At 72.9% G+C, this 19,041-nt stretch carries 8 protein-coding genes and 1 pseudogene; 8 read left to right on the top strand and 1 reads right to left on the bottom strand.

Annotated features, from left to right (window positions below; translation table 11 throughout):
* The 8 genes and pseudogenes from AC07DO_RS39630 to AC07DO_RS39595 all read left to right on the top strand — a co-directional run.
* On the top strand, positions 1 to 2,328 hold a 2,328-nt coding region (locus AC07DO_RS39630; protein ID WP_479067351.1), incomplete at its 5' end, for an SDR family NAD(P)-dependent oxidoreductase.
* A gap of 121 nt (positions 2,329 to 2,449) precedes the next feature.
* A complete protein-coding gene (locus AC07DO_RS39625) occupies positions 2,450 to 13,579 on the top strand; it encodes a type I polyketide synthase (RefSeq protein ID WP_479067349.1) in 11,130 nt (3,709 codons plus the stop codon).
* A complete protein-coding gene (locus AC07DO_RS39620; RefSeq protein WP_479067347.1) occupies positions 13,576 to 14,010 on the top strand; it encodes a nuclear transport factor 2 family protein in 435 nt (144 codons plus the stop codon). Before AC07DO_RS39625 ends, AC07DO_RS39620 begins: the two co-directional genes overlap by 4 nt.
* A 54-nt stretch (positions 14,011 to 14,064) precedes the next feature.
* Positions 14,065 to 14,478, top strand: coding sequence for a nuclear transport factor 2 family protein (locus tag AC07DO_RS39615; protein ID WP_479067345.1), 414 nt, complete (start codon positions 14,065 to 14,067; stop codon positions 14,476 to 14,478).
* On the top strand, positions 14,475 to 15,920 hold the full coding sequence (locus AC07DO_RS39610) for an NAD(P)/FAD-dependent oxidoreductase (protein ID WP_479067343.1): 1,446 nt from the start codon (positions 14,475 to 14,477) through the stop codon (positions 15,918 to 15,920). The genes AC07DO_RS39615 and AC07DO_RS39610 overlap by 4 nt, the downstream gene beginning before the upstream one ends.
* Before the next feature lie 299 nt (positions 15,921 to 16,219).
* A complete protein-coding gene (locus AC07DO_RS39605) occupies positions 16,220 to 17,437 on the top strand; it encodes a S1 family peptidase (protein WP_479067341.1) in 1,218 nt (405 codons plus the stop codon).
* Positions 17,438 to 17,572: 135 nt separating this feature from the next.
* Positions 17,573 to 18,481, top strand: a complete 909-nt coding sequence (locus tag AC07DO_RS39600) for a hypothetical protein (protein WP_479067339.1) — start codon at positions 17,573 to 17,575, stop codon at positions 18,479 to 18,481.
* Positions 18,482 to 18,527: 46 nt separating this feature from the next.
* Positions 18,528 to 18,641: pseudogene (locus AC07DO_RS39595) on the top strand (CGNR zinc finger domain-containing protein); the annotation flags it as partial.
* Here AC07DO_RS39595 and AC07DO_RS39590 read toward each other — a convergent pair.
* Positions 18,598 to 18,993: a hypothetical protein gene (locus tag AC07DO_RS39590; RefSeq protein ID WP_479067337.1), complete on the bottom strand. Its 396-nt coding sequence runs from the start codon at positions 18,991 to 18,993 to the stop codon at positions 18,598 to 18,600. The pseudogene AC07DO_RS39595 and the gene AC07DO_RS39590 sit on opposite strands and share 44 nt — an antisense overlap.
* Between the last annotated feature and the right edge of the window lie 48 nt (positions 18,994 to 19,041).

The following is a 19,041-nucleotide window of genomic DNA, read 5'->3' as shown; positions in this document are numbered from 1 at the left end:
CGCGACCACGGCGACACCGCCCAGCTCGCCCGCGCCGCCGCCCAGGCCTTCGCCGCGGGCGCCGACGTCGACTGGCGCCGCTGGTTCCCGGCCGACCCGACCCCGCGCACCGTCGACCTCCCCACCTACGCCTTCCAACACCAGCACTACTGGCTCGAACACTCCCCCCGCGCCGTCAGGACCCTCGGCGCCGAGCACAGCGCGGCCGAGACACAGTTGTGGCAGGCGGTCGAGAATCTCGACCTCGGGCTGTTGGCGGAGACGCTGCGGTCGGAGGAGGGCAGTGATGAGGCGGTGCGGGCGCTGGAGCCCGCGCTGCCCGTGCTTCAGGGGTGGCGGCGTCGGCACCGGGACCAGGCGACCATCGACTCCTGGCGCTACCGCGTCACGTGGAAGCACCAACCCGACACGGCCAACCCCCAACTGGGCGGCGAATGGCTGCTCTTCGTCCCCGACGGCTACGCGGAACATTCCGCCGTACGAGCCGCCGCCGACGCACTGAGTGAGCACGGCGCCACCTCCGTCCGCCTGCACCCCGTGGAGGTCGGACGGGTTCGGCGCGAGGCGCTGGTGGCCGTGGACACGTCGGGGCTTGCCGGGATCGTCAATCTGCTGCCGCTGGACGAGACCCCGCACCCCGAGCACGCGGCCGTGCCCGCCGGACTCGCGGCGACCACCGCGCTCATCCAGGCTCTCGGCGACAACGGCACGACTACTCCCCTGCACACCGTCACGCAGGGAGCGGTCTCCACGAGTGCCACCGATCCACTCACCCATCCGCTCCAGGCCCACGTGTGGGGACTCGGGCGCGTCGCCGCCCTGGAACACCCGCGCATGTGGGGCGGGCTCATCGACCTCCCGGCCCGTACCGACCCCCACACCCTCGCGCGTCTCGCCGCCGCGCTCCTCCCCCAGGACGAGGACCAGACCGCCGTCCGCGCCACGGGAACCCACACCCGGCGCCTCACCCACGCGCCCGCGACCACCCCGAACAGCGGTGCGAGCTGGGAGCCCCGCGGCACCACCCTCATCACCGGCGGCACCGGCGGAATCGGCGCCGTACTGGCCCGCTGGCTCGCCCGCGAAGGCGCCCCGCACCTGCTCCTCACCAGCCGCCGCGGCCCCGACGCCCCCGGCGCCCGAGAACTCGCCGCCGAACTGCGCGGACTCGGCACCGCCGTCACCCTCACCGCCTGCGACGTCAGCGACCCGCGGCAACTCCGCGGGCTCCTCGACGGGACGCCGCCCGAGCAGCCCCTGACCGCTGTCATCCACGCGGCGGGCATGACCGATCTGACGTCGATCGCCGATCTGACGACCGCGCGCCTGGACGACGTGCTCGGATCGAAGTCCGATGCGGCCTGGAACCTGCACGAGCTGACCCGGGACATGGACCTCTCGGCGTTCGTGATGTTCTCGTCCGGTGCCGGGGTGTGGGGCAGCGGACAGCAGGGCGCCTACGGAGCCGCCAACCACTTCCTCGACGCGCTGGCCGACCACCGCCGCTCCCAGGGCCTGCCCGCCACCTCCATCGCCTGGGGACCCTGGGCGGAGGCCGGCATGTCCGCGGACCCGGAGTCACTCTCGTACTTCAAGCGCTTCGGTCTGCTCCCGATCGGCCCCGACCTGTGCGTCAAGGCGCTGCACCAGGCGGTCGGCGCGGGCGACGCCACTTTGACGGTGGCGAACTTCGACTGGGCGAAGTTCACACCGACGTTCACCGCGCAGCGGCCGAGCCCGTTCCTCGACGACCTGCCGGAGAACCGACGCGAGGCCGAGCGGGGCGGTTCCGCGGCCGAGACCAGCGCGTTCCGCGAGGAGCTCGCGAAGACGCCCGCGTCACAGCGGCACGGTTTCCTCGTCCAGCACGTCAGGACGCTCGCGGCCGCCACACTGGGCCGCACGGTCGAGGACATCCCCGCGGCGAAGCCGTTCCAGGAGCTCGGCTTCGACTCGCTGACCGCCGTCCAGCTGCGCAACCAGCTCAACACCACGACCGGGCTCGCCCTGCCCGCCACGGTGATCTTCGACCATCCCACCTCCGAGACCCTCGCCTCGCACCTGCGCGCGCAGCTGGGAGACGACGGCGAGAGCACCGGAGAGGGCAGCGTGCTCGCGGCACTCGACAAGTGGGACGCGGCGTACGGCACGGCGGGGATGGACGAGGCGGCCCGCCGGCGCATCGTCGGACGGCTCCACGTGCTGGTCTCGAAGTGGAGCCCGGCGCAGGACGGCCCGGACGGCGGCGAATCCGGCCACGCCGACCTCGAGGCGGCGAGCGCGGACGACATCTTCGACCTCATCTCCAGCGAGTTCGGGAAGTCCTGAGCCCCTCCCCCGAGCCCCGGCCCGCACGCCCATCCGTACACCCCGCCCGCCCGCACACTCGCCCGCACACCCGCCCGCAATCCTCCCCGATCACCACGTACCGCCAAGGAGCCTGGGTCAGATGTCGAACGAGGAGAAGCTTCTCGATCACCTCAAGTGGGTCACCGCGGAGCTGCGCGAGGCCCGCCAGAAGCTCCGTGACAAGGAGTCGGCGGAGCCGGTCGCCATCGTCGGCATGGCCTGCCGCTTCCCCGGCGGCGCCCGGTCCGCGGAGGACCTGTGGCAGCTCGTGCGCGACGGGGGCGACGCCGTCTCGGGGTTCCCCGACGACCGGGGCTGGGACCTGGAGTCCCTCTACCACCCGGACCCGGAGCACCCGGCGACCAGTTACGTGCGGGACGGCGCCTTCCTGTACGACGCGGGCCGCTTCGACGCCGAGTTCTTCGGCATCAGCCCGCGCGAGGCCGTCGCGATGGACCCGCAGCAGCGACTGCTCCTCGAGACCGCGTGGGAGGCGATCGAGCACGCGGGCCTGAACCCGCAGGGGCTCCAGGGCAGCGACACCGGTGTCTTCACCGGGGTCAGCGCGCACGACTATCTGACGCTGATCAGCCAGACGGCCAGTGAGGTCGAGGGGTACATCGGCACCGGCAACCTCGGCAGCGTGGTGTCGGGCCGCATCAGTTACACGCTGGGCCTCGAAGGCCCCGCCGTGACGGTCGACACGGCGTGCTCGTCGTCCCTGGTCGCGATCCACCTGGCGAGTCAGGCGCTGCGGCAGGGCGAGTGCTCGCTCGCGCTGGCCGGCGGGTCGACGGTGATGGCCACGCCCGGTTCGTTCACCGAGTTCTCCCGGCAGCGCGGGCTCGCGCCCGACGGCCGCTGCAAGCCGTTCGCGGCCGCCGCCGACGGAACCGGCTGGGGCGAGGGCGCGGGCGTCGTGGCGCTCGAACTGCTCTCCGAGGCCCGCCGTCGGGGCCACAAGGTCCTTGCGGTGGTGCGGGGTTCGGCCATCAACCAGGACGGTACGAGCAACGGGCTCGCCGCGCCCAACGGCCCCTCGCAGGAACGAGTCATCCGCGCCGCCCTCGCCAACGCGCGCCTCTCCGCCGAGGACGTCGACGCCGTGGAGGCCCACGGCACGGGCACCACGCTCGGCGACCCCATCGAGGCCAACGCGCTCCTCGCCACGTATGGGCAGGGCAGGCCGGACGACCGGCCGCTGTGGCTCGGCTCCGTCAAGTCCAACATCGGTCACACGCAGGCCGCCGCCGGTGTGGCCGGTGTGATCAAGATGGTCATGGCCCTGCGCAACGGCCTCCTCCCCACCTCGCTGCACATCGACGCCCCTTCGCCGCACGTCCAGTGGGAGCAGGGCGGCGTACGGCTGCTCTCCGAGCCCGTCGAGTGGCGGTCGGAGCGGACGCGACGTGCGGGCATCTCGGCGTTCGGCATCTCGGGAACGAACGCGCATCTGATCCTGGAGGAGGCGCCGCAGGAAGAGACGGCCGCGGAGGAGGCCGCCGCGCCACCGCCGGGTGCGGTGGTGCCGTGGGTCGTTTCCGGGCGGACGGCCGACGCGCTGCGCGAACAGGCCCGTCGGCTCGCCGAGTTCGCGGCGGGCGCCGCGGGAGCGCGGCCGACGGAGATCGGCTGGTCGCTGGCCACGAGCCGCGCGATCCTCGAACACCGCGCCGTGGTGCTGGTCGGGCAGGACTCCGCCCAGGCGCTTGCCTCGCTGGGGGCGCTGGCCTCGGGCGAGGCGTCCGCGGATGTCGTTTCGGGGGTCGCGGGCGACGTGGGCCCCGGGCCGGTGCTGGTGTTTCCGGGACAGGGGTCGCAGTGGGTGGGGATGGGTGCCCAACTGCTCGATGAGTCGCCGGTGTTCGCGGCGCGCATTGCCGAGTGCGAGCAGGCCTTGTCCGCGTACGTCGACTGGTCGTTGCGTGAGGTGTTGCGCGGGGACGGCCAGGAACTGGCGCGGGTCGAGGTCGTGCAGCCGGCGCTCTGGGCGGTGATGGTCTCCCTCGCTGCCGTGTGGGCGGATCAGGGGATCGTGCCGGCCGCCGTGATCGGGCACTCTCAGGGTGAGATGGCCGCCGCGTGTGTCGCGGGGGCACTGTCTCTGGAGGATGCGGCACGGATCGTGGCGGTACGCAGTGACGCACTGCGCCAGCTTCAGGGACACGGCGACATGGCGTCCATCGGTGCCGGTGCCGAACGGACCGCCGAGCTCATCGGCGACCGGTCTGACGTGTGCGTCGCCGCCGTCAACGGGCCCTCTTCCACGGTCATTTCGGGGACACCCGAGCATGTCGCGGCCGTGGTCGCCGAGGCGGAGGAAGCCGGGCTGCGCGCCCGGGTCATCGACGTCGGCTACGCCTCCCACAACCCCCAGATCGACGCACTGCACGACCTCCTCACTACACGCCTGGCCGACATCCGGCCCGTCTCCACCGATGCGGCGTTCTACTCGACGGTCACCGCCGAGCGCCTCGACGACACGACCTCCCTCGACACCGACTACTGGGTCACCAACCTCCGACAACCCGTCCGCTTCGCCGACACCGTCGAAGCGCTCCTCACCGACGGCTACCGGCTCTTCATCGAAGCCAGCCCCCACCCCGTCCTCAACCTCGGCATTCAGGAGACCATCGAGCAGGCCGGGGTCATGGCGACCACCGTTCCCACCCTGCGCCGCGACCACGGCGGCCGCACCCAGCTCACGCACGCCGCCGCGCAGGCGTTCGCCGCGGGTGCCGAGGTCGACTGGCGCCGCTGGTTCCCGGCCGAGCCGACCCCTCGCACCGTCGACCTGCCCACGTACGCGTTCCAGCGCAAGCAGTACTGGGTGGAGCCGCCCGCCGCGGTGGCGTCCGGGGGCGGCGGGCACGATCCGGTCGAGGCCCGGGTGTGGCAGGCGATCGAGGATCTGGACATCGACGCGCTCGCGAGCAGCCTGGAGATCGAGGGGCAGACGGAGACCGTCGAGGCGCTGGAACCCGCGCTGCCCGTCCTGTCGGCCTGGCGGCGCCGGCACCGGGAACAGTCCACGGTCGACTCCTGGCGCTACCACGTCACGTGGAAACACCTGCCCGACGCGGCGGCACCGGAGCTCGGCGGCATCTGGCTGCTGCTCGTGCCCGCCGCGCACGCCGACCACCCCGCCGTCCTCGCGACCGCGCAGACGCTGGCCGCGCACGGCGGCGAGGTGCGACGGCACGTGCTCGACGCGCGCGCCGTGGAACGTGCCGGACTGGCGGCGGAGCTGCGGTCACTGATGGGCGACGAACCGCACGCGGGCATCGTCAATCTGCTGGCGCTCGACGAGCAGCCGCACCCCGAGTTCCCTGCCGTGCCCGCCGGGCTCGCCGCGACGACCGCTCTCGTCCAGGCCCTCGGCGACAACGGCACCGACGTCGTCCTGCGCACCCTCACGCAGGGCGCCGTCTCCACCGGTGCCACCGACGCCCTCACCCGCCCCGTGCAGGCACAGGTCTGGGGCCTCGGGCGGGTCGCCGCCCTGGAGTATCCGCGGTTGTGGGGCGGACTCGTCGATCTGCCCGCACGTATCGACCACCAGTCGCTGAACCGTCTCGCCTCGGCCCTCGCCCCGGCGCCCGCCTCGCAGGACGAGGACCAGATCGCGATACGCCCCTCCGGCGTCCATGCCCGCCGCCTCGCCCACGCGCCCGCCACCACCCCGAACAGCGGTGTGAGCTGGGAGCCCCGCGGCACCACCCTCATCACCGGCGGCACCGGCGGAATCGGCGCCGTACTGGCCCGCTGGCTCGCCCGCGAAGGCGCCCCGCACCTGCTCCTCACCAGCCGACGCGGCCCCGACGCCCCCGGCGCCAGTGAACTCGCTGCCGAGCTCGGGGCGTTGGGCACGAGCGTCTCGATCACCGCGTGCGACGTCGGCGACCGCGAGCAGGTGCGCCGCCTCCTCGACGGCATTCCCGCCGAGCACCCGCTCACCGCCGTCGTGCACGCCGCCGGCGTCCCGAACTACATCGGCCTCGGCGAGGTGACGGGCGCGCAACTCGACGAGGTACTGCGCCCCAAGGCCCTCGCGGCTCTCCATCTGCACGAGCTGACCCGGGAGTTGGACCTCTCGGCGTTCGTGATGTTCTCGTCCGGTGCCGGAGTGTGGGGCAGCGGACAGCAGGGCGCCTACGGAGCCGCCAACCACTTCCTCGACGCGCTGGCCGACCACCGCCGCTCCCAGGGCCTGCCCGCCACCTCCATCGCCTGGGGACCCTGGGCCGAGGCCGGGATGGCGGCCGACCAGGCGGCGCTGACGTTCTTCAGCCGTTTCGGCCTGCACCCGCTCAGCCCCGACCTGTGCGTCAAGGCGCTGCACCAGGCGCTCGACGCGGGCGAGACGACGCTGACGGTGGCGAACTTCGACTGGGCGCAGTTCACGTCGACGTTCACCGCGCAACGACCCAGCCCGCTCCTCGCCGACCTGCCCGAGAACCGCCGCGCGAGCGCACCCGCGGCACAGGAGGACGCCTCGGAGGTGTCGTCGCTCCAGCAGGAACTGACCGAGGCGAAGCCCGCGCAGCAGCGGCAGCTGCTGTTGCAGCACGTGCGGTCGCAGGCGGCGGCCACGCTCGGGCACTCGGACGTCGACGCCGTGCCCGCGACCAAGCCATTCCAGGAGCTGGGCTTCGACTCGCTGACCGCGGTGGAGCTGCGCAACAGGCTGAACAAGAGCACCGGCCTGACCCTGCCGACCACGGTCGTCTTCGACCACCCCACACCCGACGCGCTCACCGACGTCCTCCAGTCCGAACTGTCGGGCGAGACGGCGTCCGCCGAAGCGGCGCGCGCGACCGCCGCGGCCGCCGACGACGAGCCGATCGCGATCGTCGGCATGGCCTGCCGGTACCCGGGCGACGTCCGCTCGCCCGAGGAACTGTGGGACCTGGTCACGGCCGGCAGGGACGCCATGAGCGACTTCCCCGACGACCGGGGCTGGGACCTGGAGACGCTGTACGACCCGGACCCGGAGAGCCGCGGCACCAGCTACGTCCGCGAGGGCGGCTTCCTCTACGACGCGGGCGACTTCGACGCCGGCTTCTTCGGCATCAGCCCGCGCGAGGCCGTCGCGATGGACCCGCAGCAGCGACTGCTCCTGGAGACCGCCTGGGAGGCGATCGAACGCGCCGGGCTCGACCGCGAGACCCTGAAGGGCAGCAACGCCGGCGTGTACACGGGCCTGACCATCTTCGACTACCTGGCGCTCGTCGGTGAACGCCCCACCGAGGTGGAGGGCTACATCGGCACCGGCAACCTCGGCTGCGTCGCCTCGGGCCGCGTGTCGTACGTACTCGGCCTCGAAGGCCCCGCCATGACCATCGACACCGGGTGCTCGTCGTCGCTGGTGGCGATCCACCAGGCGGCGCACGCGCTGCGGCAGGGCGAGTGCTCGCTCGCCCTCGCGGGCGGCGCGACGGTGATGGCGACGCCGGGCGCCTTCGTGGAGTTCTCGCTGCAGCGCGGGCTCGCCGAGGACGGGCGGTGCAAGCCGTTCGCGTCCGCCGCCGACGGCACGGGATGGGCCGAGGGCGTCGGCCTGGTCGTCCTCGAACGGCTCTCGGAGGCCCGGCGCAACGGCCACAAGGTCCTCGCGGTGATCCGCGGCTCGGCCATCAACCAGGACGGTACGAGCAACGGGCTCACGGCACCCAACGGGCAGGCGCAGCAGCGCGTGATCCGTCAGGCCCTCGCCAACGCGCGGCTGGCCGCCGGGGACGTCGACGCGGTGGAGGCGCACGGCACGGGCACGATGCTGGGCGACCCCATCGAGGCGAGCGCGCTCGTGGCCACGTACGGCAAGGAGCGGCCCGAGGACCGGCCGCTGTGGCTCGGCTCGATCAAGTCGAACATCGGGCACGCGCAGGCGTCGGCCGGTGTCGCGGGCGTGATCAAGATGGTGATGGCGCTGCGCAACGAGCAGCTGCCCACCTCGCTGCACATCGACGCGCCCACACCTCACGTGGACTGGGAGGGCAGCGGCGTCCGGCTCCTGTCCGAGCCGGTCGCCTGGCCGCGCGGCGAACGCCCGCGCCGCGCCGGAGTGTCCGCGTTCGGCATCTCGGGCACGAACGCCCACCTCATCCTCGAACAGGCCCCGGACGCGCCGGAGGACGCGCCCACCTCCTCCGACATGTCCGACGCACCGGCCGGAGTGGTGCCGTGGGTGGTGTCGGCGCGCGGCGAGGAGGCGCTGCGGGCCCAGGCGGCACTGCTGGCCGAGCGCGCGACGACCGACCCGCGGCTGGCGTCGCCCCTTGACGTGGGCTGGTCCCTGGTCAAGAGCCGTTCGGTGTTCGAGAACCGTGCCGTGGTCGTGGGCCGGGACCGTGACGCGCTCCTCACCGGGCTGCGCTCCCTGGCAGCGGGCGAACCCTCACCAGACGTAGTGGAGGGCGCCGTACAGGGTGCTTCCGGTGCGGGTCCGGTGCTGGTCTTTCCGGGACAGGGGTCGCAGTGGGTGGGGATGGGGGCCCGGCTGCTGGATGAGTCGCCTGTGTTCGCGGGGCGGATTGCCGAGTGTGAGCGGGCGCTGTCCGCTCACGTCGACTGGTCGCTGCGTGAGGTGTTGCGCGGGGACGGCCAGGAACTGGCGCGGGTGGAAGTTGTGCAGCCGGTGTTGTGGGCTGTCATGGTCTCGCTTGCTGCGGTGTGGGCGGATCAGGGGATCGTCCCGGCCGCCGTGATCGGGCACTCTCAGGGTGAGATGGCCGCCGCCTGTGTCGCGGGCGCGCTGTCGCTGGAGGATGCGGCACGGATCGTAGCCGTACGCAGTGACGCACTGCGCCAGCTTCAGGGACACGGCGACATGGCATCCGTCGGAGCCGGTGCCGAACGGACCGCCGAGCTCATCGGCGACCGGCCGGGCGTGAGCATCGCCGCCGTCAACGGCCCCTCGTCCACCGTCATTTCGGGGACACCCGAGCATGTCGCGGCCGTAGTCGCGGATGCGGAGGAGGCTGGGCTGCGCGCCCGGGTCATCGACGTCGGCTACGCCTCCCACAACCCCCAGATCGACGCACTGCACGACCTCCTCACTACACGCCTGGCCGACATCCGGCCCGTCTCCACCGACGTGGCGTTCTACTCCACCGTCACCGCCGAACGCCTCACCGACACCACCACCCTCGACACCGACTACTGGGTCACCAACCTCCGACAACCGGTCCGTTTCGCCGACACTGTCGATGCGCTCCTCGCCGATGGCTACCGGCTGTTCATCGAGGCCAGCCCCCACCCCGTACTGGCTCTCGGCATGGAAGAGACCATCGAACAGGCCGACATGCCTGCCACCGTCGTGCCCACCCTGCGCCGCGACCACGGCGACACCGCCCAGCTCACCCGCGCCGCCGCCCAGGCCTTCGCCGCGGGCGCCGACGTCGACTGGACGGGGTGGTTCCCCGCGGTTCCGTTGCCGAGGGTGGTGGACCTGCCGACGTACGCCTTCCAACGGGAGCGGTTCTGGCTCGAAGGGCGCCGGGGGCTCGCCGGGGACCCGGCGGGGCTCGGGCTCGCCTCGGCCGGGCACCCGCTGCTCGGGGCCGCCGTGGAGCTCGCGGACGGCGGCAGTCATCTGCTGACCGGGCGGATCTCGCCGCGTGACCAGGCGTGGCTGGCCGAGCACCGGGTCATGGAGACGGTGCTGCTGCCGGGCTCCGCCTTCGTGGAGCTCGCGTTGCAGGCGGCGGCGCGCGCCGGTTGCGACGAGCTCGCGGAGCTGACGCTGCACACGCCGCTCGCCTTCGGGGACGAGGGCGCGGGGGCGGTGGATCTGCAGGTGGCGGTCGGTGCCGCGGCCGAGGACGGGCGGCGTCCCGTGTCCGTCCACTCGCGGCCCACGGGTGAGGGCGAGGGAGCCGTCTGGACCCGGCACGCCGCCGGCACGGTGGCTCCCGGCGGGCCCGTCGCCGCGGACGGGTCACCGGGCGGCGCCTGGCCGCCGCCCGGGGCCACACCTGTCGGCGGGCAGGATCCGTACGGGGAACTCGCCTCGTACGGCTACGACTTCGGGCCCGGCTCACAGGGTCTCGTGACCGCGTGGCGGCTCGGGGACGACCTCTTCGCCGAAGTGAGGCTGCCCGAGGCGGAGAGCGGCGGCGCCGACCGCTACCAGGTCCATCCGGTGCTGCTCGACGCCACGCTGCACGCGCTGATCCTGGACGCGGTCACCTCGTCCGCCGACACCGACCAGGTGCTGCTGCCGTTCTCCTGGAGCGGGTTGCGGGTGCACGCGCCGGGCGCCGACAGCCTGCGGGTACGCATCGCACGCACCGCGCCGGACCAGCTGGCCCTGACGGCCGTCGACGACGGTGGGGCGCCGGTCCTGACGCTGGAGTCGCTCACGGTGCGGCCGGTGGCCGCCCACCAGATCGCCGGTGCCCGTACGGCCGACCGGGACGCGCTGTTCCGGCTCGTGTGGACGGAGGCTGCCGCGCGGGCCGACGAGGGCGGCGGGGCCGTGCGTCCCGCTGTCCTCGCGCCTGCCGGGGAGCCGCTGGGTACCGCGCTCGCCGACGCGCTGTCCGGTGCTCCCGTGCGGGAGTCGTTCGCCGCGCTGCGGGAGGATGTGGCGGACGGGGGCGAGGCGCCCGATGTCGTGCTCGCCGTGTGCGCCACGCCCGGTGCGGGTGGCGCAGGCGGTGCGCGGGGGGTCGGCGGTGTCGAGGATGCGGCCGGGTACGCGCGGCTCGCCGCCGTGACGCTTCTGTCGCTGCTCAAGGAGTGGGTCGGCGATCCCGTGTTCGCGGCGAGCCGTCTCGTCGTCGTCACGCGGGGCGCGGTCGCGGCACGGCCGGGCGAGGCGGTCGGTGACCTGCCGGGGGCCTCGCTGTGGGGACTGGTGCGCAGCGCGCAGGCCGAGAACCCGGGGCGTCTCACGCTGCTGGACGTGGACGCGCTGGACGGTTCCCTGGCTGCTCTGCCGGGTGTACTGGGGTTCGTGGAGCCCGAGTTGGCGGTGCGGGGCGGGCGGGCGTTCGTGCCGCGGCTCGTACGTGACGACGCCTCCGCCCGGCTCACGCCGCCGGTCGGGGCGCCGACGTGGCGCCTCTCCGGAGGCGAAGGCCGTTCCGCCGGTGGGCAGTTGGCCCTGATCGACGCTCCGGATGCCCGGCGGGCGCTGGAACCGCACGAGGTGCGGGTCGCGGTGCGGGCCGCCGCACCCGACTCGGGACCGCTCGGGGCGGGTCGGATCGTGGGCGCCGGTGTCGTCACGGAGGTCGGCGGTGCGGCCGGCCCGGTGGCCGTGGGTGACCGGGTGATGGGGCTGTTCGACACGGTGGGGCCGGTGGCCGTCACCGACGCGGCGCTGCTCACGACGGTTCCGGCCGACTGGAGTTGGGCTCAGGCGGCCGGGTCGTTGGGCGCCTATGTGGCGGCGTACCACGTACTGACGGATGTCGTCGTGCCGAGCGGCGGGGCGAGTCTCCTCGTCGCGGCGGTAACCGGCTCCGTGGGGCGGGCGGTGACGCGGCTCGCGCCGCACCGGCTCGTGGACGTCGTGGACGGTGCGGCCGATTTCACCCTCGATCGTGACGGGGCGTTGGTGTTGCGGCGGGCGGGCTCCCCGGACGGGGGCCAGGTCGTCGCTCCGCCCGGGCCCGGCCGCGTACGGGAGATCCTCGCCGAACTGACCGACGTGACGGGCTCTCCGGCGGCTGCCGGGACGGCCGGGGCGGCGTCCGACGGCGGTGACGTCCTCGTACCGCTCGACGTCACCGCCTGGGACGTCCGGCAGGCCCCCACCGCCATGGCGGCCCCGCCCACCGAGGGCACGATCGTGTACACCCTGCCCGTCGCCTTCGACCCGGACGGCACCGTACTCATCACCGGCGGGACCGGGGCCCTCGGCGCCCTGACCGCCCGCCACCTGGTGGAACGTCACGGAGCCAGGCATCTGCTCCTGTCCAGCAGGCGCGGTGCCGACGCGCCGGGCGCCCTCGAACTGGCCGCGGACCTCTCCGCGCTCGGCGCGCGCATCACGTTCGCCGCCTGCGACCCCGGCGACCGGGACGCGGCCGCCGCCCTCCTGGAGTCGGTGCCCGCGGACCACCCGCTGACCGCCGTCTTCCACTGCGCGGGCACCGTGAGCGACGCGGTGGTGCAGAACCTCACGGCCGAACAGGTCGAGGACGTGATGCGGGTGAAGGCGGACGCGGCGTGGCACCTGCACGAGCTGACGCGGGACGCCGACCTGTCGGCGTTCGTCCTGTACTCGTCGGTCGCCGGGCTCCTCGGTGGCCCCGGGCAGGGCAGCTACACCGCCGCCAACGCGTTCCTGGACGCGCTGGCCCGACACCGGCAGGACGGCGGCGCGGCGGCGACCTCCCTGGCGTGGGGCTACTGGGATCTTGAGAGCGGGATGTCGGGGCGGCTCACCGACGCCGACCGGGCACGTCACGCCCGGGCCGGTGTGGTCGGGCTCGGCGCCGACGAGGGCCTCGCCCTGCTCGACACTGCCTGGGCCGGCGGTCTGCCGCTGTACGCGCCGGTCCGCCTCGACCTGGCCCGGATGCGCCGGCAGGCCGTGAGCCATCCCGTGCCGGCGCTCCTCCAGGACCTGGTGCGCGGCGCCGGGAGCGGGAGCGGGAGCGGGGCCGCCGTGTCGGCGGGTGCGTCCGCGCTGCTCAAGTCGCTCGGTGCGATGTCCGACGCGGAGCGGGAGGAGGCGCTGCTCGACCTGGTGTGCACGCACATCGCGGCCGTCCTGGGATACGACGCGGCGACGCCCGTCAATGCGACGCAGGGGCTGCGGGAGCTCGGCTTCGACTCGCTGACGGCGGTGGAGCTGCGCAACAGGCTCTCGACCGCGACGGGGCTGAAGCTGCCCGCCACGTTCGTCTTCGACCACCCGAACCCGGCGGAGCTCGCCGCGCATCTGCGGCAGGAGCTGGCGCCGCGCGCCGCGGATCCGCTCGCCGACGTCCTCGCGGAGTTCGAGCGTCTGGAGAACTCGCTCCTGTCGGTCTCCTCGGAGGACGGCACGGCGAGGGCCGAGCTCGCGGGGCGGCTGCGGGCCACGCTGGCGCGGCTCGACGTACCGCGGGAGACGGCGGAGAAGGTGGCCGAGGAGGCGGCGGTGGCGGCCCGGATCCAGGACGCGTCGGCCGACGAGATCTTCGCGTTCATCGACCGGGACCTCGGCAGGGACAACGGCAACGGGCAGAGCGACGGACAGGGCAACGGACAGGCAGTGGAGGGACAGCGATGAACGAGTTCGCCCGCAAGAAGCGTGCCCTGGAGCACAGCCGGCGGATCAACGCCGGGGATCTGGACGCGCTCGTCGAGCTGTACGCGCCCGACGCCGTGGTCGAGGACCCGGTCGGCCTGCCGCCCCTCACCGGGCACGACGCGCTGCGTGCCCACTACGGACTGCTGCTCTCCGCGCACCCGCGGGAGGAGGCGGCCGAGCCCGTCGCCGGCCAGGACGCCACGCACGCGCTGATTCGCATCACCTCCGTCATGGACTACCTGCCCCTGGGCCCGCAGTACGCGGAGCGGGGCTGGCTCAAGGCACCCGACGCCCCGGAGACGGCGCGCATCCGGCGCACCGCGATGCTCGTGATCCGCATGGACGCGGCCGGCCTCGTCCGGCATCTGAAGTCGTACTGGGGCACGTCCGACGTCACGGTCCTCGGCTGAACCGCGGGACCGCGACGACCCGCACAAGGTCTGCCCACCCTTCCTGGAGGTGCCATGCCCGACGAGGCCGCGCGCAAGCAGATGGCCGTCGACTACGCCCAGCGGATCAACGCCGGTGACATCGAGGGCGTCCTCGACCTGTTCACGGACGACATCGTCTTCGAGGACCCGGTGGGGCGGCCGCCGATGGTGGGCAAGGACGACCTCCGCAGGCATCTCGAACTGGCCGTCTCCTGCGGTACGCACGAGGTGCCCGAACCTCCGATGACCTCGATGGACGACCGTTTCGTGGTGACGCCGACGACGGTCACCGTGCAGCGGCCGCGGCCGATGACGTTCCGCATCGTCGGCATCGTCGAACTCGACGAGGACGGGCTCGGCCGCCGGGTCCAGGCGTTCTGGGGAGTCACCGACGTGACCATGGACGGGCCCGCCGACTCCACCCACCCCGAAGGGATCCGCGCGTGACCACCACCCGACCCGCACACGCCGTCGTGCTGGGTGCCAGCATGGCAGGCACCCTGGCCGCCCACATCCTGGCCCGCCACGTCGACGCCGTCACCGTCGTGGAACGTGACGCCCTGCCCGAGGAGCCCCAGCACCGCAAGGGAGTTCCGCAGGGCCGCCACGCCCACCTGCTCTGGTCCAACGGCGCCCGCCTCATCGAGGAGATGCTGCCGGGCACCACCGACCGTCTGCTGGCGGCCGGGGCGCGCCGCCTCGGCTTCCCCGAGGACCTGGTGACCCTGACCGGGCAGGGGTGGCAGCACCGTTTCCCGGCCACCCAGTTCGCGCTGGTCGCCAGCCGCCCGCTACTGGACCTGACGGTACGTCAACAGGCCCTGTCCGCCGCGAACATCACCGTCCGGCAGCGCACCGAGGCCGTCGAGCTCTCGGGCGGCGGGAGCCGGGTCACCGGTGTCGTCGTACGCGACGTGGACAGCGGTACGCAGGACACGCTCGAAGCCGACCTGGTGATCGACGCCACCGGGCGCGGCTCCCGCCTCAAGCAGTGGCTGTCGGCGCTGGGCGTGCCCGCGCTCGAAGAGGACGTGGTGGACGCGGGCGTCGCCTACGCCACCCGGCTTTTCCAGGCCCCGCCCGGTGCGACGACCCACTTCCCCGCCGTCAACATCGCCGCGGACGACCGCGTCCGCGAGCCCGGCCGCTTCGGCGTGGTCTACCCCATCGAGGGCGGCCGCTGGCTGGCGACGCTGTCCTGCACGAGAGGCGCCCACCTACCGGGCGGCGAGGACGAGTTCCTGCCCTTCGCGGAGAACCTGAGCCATCCGATCCTCGCCGAGCTCCTGCGCGACGCGGAGCCGCTCACCCCGGTCTTCGGCTCCCGTTCCGGCGCGAACCGCCGTCTGTATCCGGAGCGGCTCGCCGAGTGGCCCGACGGACTGCTCGTCATCGGCGACTCGTTGACCGCGTTCAACCCGATCTACGGGCACGGGATGAGCTCGGCCGCGCGCTGCGCCGACACGATCGACCGCGAGTTCCGGCAGCATCCGCAGGGAGGCACGGGGGCCGCGCTCCGTCTCCAGAAGGCGATCGGCGCGGCCGTAGACGATCCCTGGATCCTGGCCGCGACCAAGGACATCGACTACGTCAACTGCCGTGTCTCGGCGACGGATCCGCGCCTCATCGGCGTGGACACGGAACAGCGTCTGCGGTTCGCGGAGGCCATCACGGCCGCGTCGATCCGGTCCCCCAAGGCGTCCGAGATCGTCACGGACGTGATGAGTCTCAACGCGCCCCAGACCGAACTGGGCTCCAACCGTTTCCTGATGGCGATGCGCGCCGACGAGCGCCTGCCGGAGCTGACGGCTCCCCCGCTGCGCCCGGAGGAGCTGGCCGTGGTGGATCTGGATCCGGCCAAGATCACACCTGAGGCCGTGCGCTCCTGACCCCTTCGCCGCGCCCACGTGCGGCCGTTGACGGCCCTCACCGGACCACGGTGAGGGCCGTCGCTCATTCCCGCCCCTATTGGCCAATGCACTCTATTGGCCAATGCGGAAGGGCGCCGTTTTAACAGTTCCCTTGATGTTCTGTTAAAAGCTGCCCTCGTCACAGACCTTGTTGAAGAGCTGAGCACTGGGCCAGAGTTCATGCCGCAGCGAGCCCCACGCTCACTGCCAGGCAGGAACCCACCCCCCCATTTCTCGCTTTACGGAGAGTTCCTGCCTGCCATTCGGAAGGAATCAGTGTGTCGCATTCTCGTAGATACAGATTCACCGCCGTGGCCGCTCTGCTCTCGGCATCAGTGGTCGTGGGAACCCAGGCCACGGCGCAGGCACAGGCGCCGGTGAAGGACGCCGCTCCGGCCGCGCGCTACCAACCCGAGATGGTGCGGGCGCTCGCCGCGTCGCTCGGTGTGAGCGAGAAAGCCGCGGTCGAGCGGCTCGACCGGCAGGACGCCCAGCAGGCCCGGCTCGCCGAGCTGAGGAAAAGCGGGATATCCGAGGACGGGGCGTTCTTCGACGCCTCCGGCCGGCTGACCGTCAACGCCGCCGACAAGTCCGATGTCGCCGCCATCGAGAAGGCCGGCCTCGACGCCCGCGTGCCGGTCCGGGGCGAGGACAAGCTCGACAGCATCAAGGCACGGCTCGACGCCGCGGCCACCCGACGCGCCCCCGCGGGTGTCGTCGACTGGTCCGTGGACCTGGCATCGGACAACGTCACCGTCAAGGTCAACAGCGACCGGGGCGCGGCGGCGAAGGCGTTCCTCGCCAAGGCCAGGACGTACGGCTCGGCCGTCAAGATCGTGCGGGACCAGGAGAAGCGCGCCCCGCAGGCCGCGATCGCCCCCGGCAGCAAGATGACGATCAACGACACCAGCGGCTGGTGTTCCGTCGGCTACGGCGCCCGCGACCGGTCCGGCAAGCAGTACCTCGTCACCGCGGGCCACTGCGTCGAAGGCCTGCCCACCCTGCGCTACGGCGGCACCGCGTTCGCCAAGGGCACCCACACCCGCTTCGGGGTCGGCACCAACAGCGTCGACATGGGCGTCGCCACCATCGGCTCCGGCCACTCGATCACGACCAAGGTCGGCACCTGGGGCCAGGCCGGCAACGTCGCCGTGAACGGCAGCCGCCGCGCCTCGTCCGGCGCCGCGCTCTGCAAGTCCGGCGCGACCACCGGGTGGACGTGCGGCAAGGTCGGTTCGTACAACGTCTCCGTCACCTACGTCGACCAGAACGGCGGCCCCGACACGGTCGTCACGGGTCTCGCCACCTCCAGCGTCTGCACCGAGGGCGGCGACAGCGGCGGCGCGTACATCTCCGGCAACCAGGCCCAGGGCATGACCTCCGGCGGCCCGGTGAGCCAGCAGTGCACCGGGGGTGTGAACTCGCGCGGCTCCTCCTACTTCCAGCCGCTCGACGACGCCCTCTCGTACTACGGGCTGACGCTCAACACCAACTGACCGGCCTTCGAGGGAAGACCAGGGGCCGCCCACCGGCTAAGGTGGGCGGCCCCTGGTCGCCTGTGTGGCCTGAAACCGCCGTTGAGGTCACCTTCATCGGGGCGAGGTGCTGCCTCCCGCCCGCCGAAAGACGCCATGCCGAACCTCCCCCACACCGAAGGGCCCGATACGACCTTCGCGACCGTGTTCCGCCGGGCCCTGCAACAGCGCGGGCTGCCGCTGGAACGCATACGCGACCACCTCAGGGCCCAGCAGATCACCGTCAGTCTCGCCACGCTCAGCCACTGGCAGCGCGGACGCAGCCAGCCGGAACGCGCCCAGTCCCTGCGCGCCGTCGACGCGTTGGAGCCGCTCCTCAACCTGCCCACCGGCACGCTGCGCTCCCTGCTGGGCCCGCACCGGCCTCGCGGCGGCCCCCCACCGGTCGACCCGACCGTCGCCCGCACGGTCTACGGCGAGAACTCGGACGTGGAACAGGCCCTCGGGGACGCGTTCCCGCAGTTCAACGAGGGGCTGCGGCCGCTGACCATCCAGGAGACGGTGTGCCTGGACGAACACCGGTCCATCCACGAGACGTCGATCACGACGGTGGTACAGGCCGTCCGTGACGCGGTCGAGCACCTGACCGTCGTCCACTTCCTCGACTCCCCGAAGGCGGGGACCGTCGAGCTCGCCGTCCCCTACGGGCCGCCGCCGCGCAGCCGCTTCCTGCCGGAGCTCGGGTGCGTGGCGGCCGACATTCCGCTCGGGCGGCAACTGGCCAGGACCGAGACCGCGGTGGTCGCCTATACGCTCCGGGCCGCCTCGGACGTATCCCACCAGCACGAACGCCGCGTCACCACGCCCCTGAAGGCCTACCTCCTGCACGTCCGCTTCCACCCCCTGGCGCCGCCCGCCGGCTGCTGGAGCTATCAGCGCGAGCAGATCGGCGCCGAACCCCGCCACCGCCGCCGCACCGCACTCGACGCCTTCCACACGACCCATCTGCTGCCCACGCACTGCAGGCCGGGCGTCTACGGGATCGAGTGGGAGTGGCCCGACTGACGCGGTGTTCCGACGCGGGGGCTACAGCCCCAGATCGAGGGCCCGGCGGGGCCACATCGACCGCTCCCGCGGCATGCGGCGGCAGCGGTGCGGCATGGAGTCCTGCGGCAACAGGATCAAGGCCGCCGCGTATCGCGCGCGGAAGACGACCGGGGCGTGACGCGCACCGTCTCGAGGTGCCGGTCGAGGGCCGCCGTGACGGCCGCCATCGCCGCGGCGGCCAGGGCGAAGCTGCCGCAGACGAGGCTCACGGTCCCGACCCATGCGGGGGGCCTCTCGAACACGGCGGCGGAGAGCCGGGCCCCCGCGCCGAGCGCGCCCGCCCCCGCGGCGAGCAACCACGTGCCGGGGGTGAGCGCACTCCAGACGTCACCGGCGGCCGCGGACCGCGCGATGCGCAGGACGACGCGCCCGGCGAGCACCGCACCGGCGAGCGGTGCGACAACGGCCGCCCCCAACAGGAGCAGCACGGGCAGAACCCATATACCGGGGTCTTCGGACGCAAGGATCATGACTGGATGACCGCCCGAGCGGCGGGAAGGTTGCACGGTGAACCGCTT

The organism is Streptomyces sp. NPDC045678 (assembly GCF_056432085.1).
Note: the sequence above shows the minus strand (reverse complement) of the source record. Positions and strands in the feature narration are given on the sequence as shown.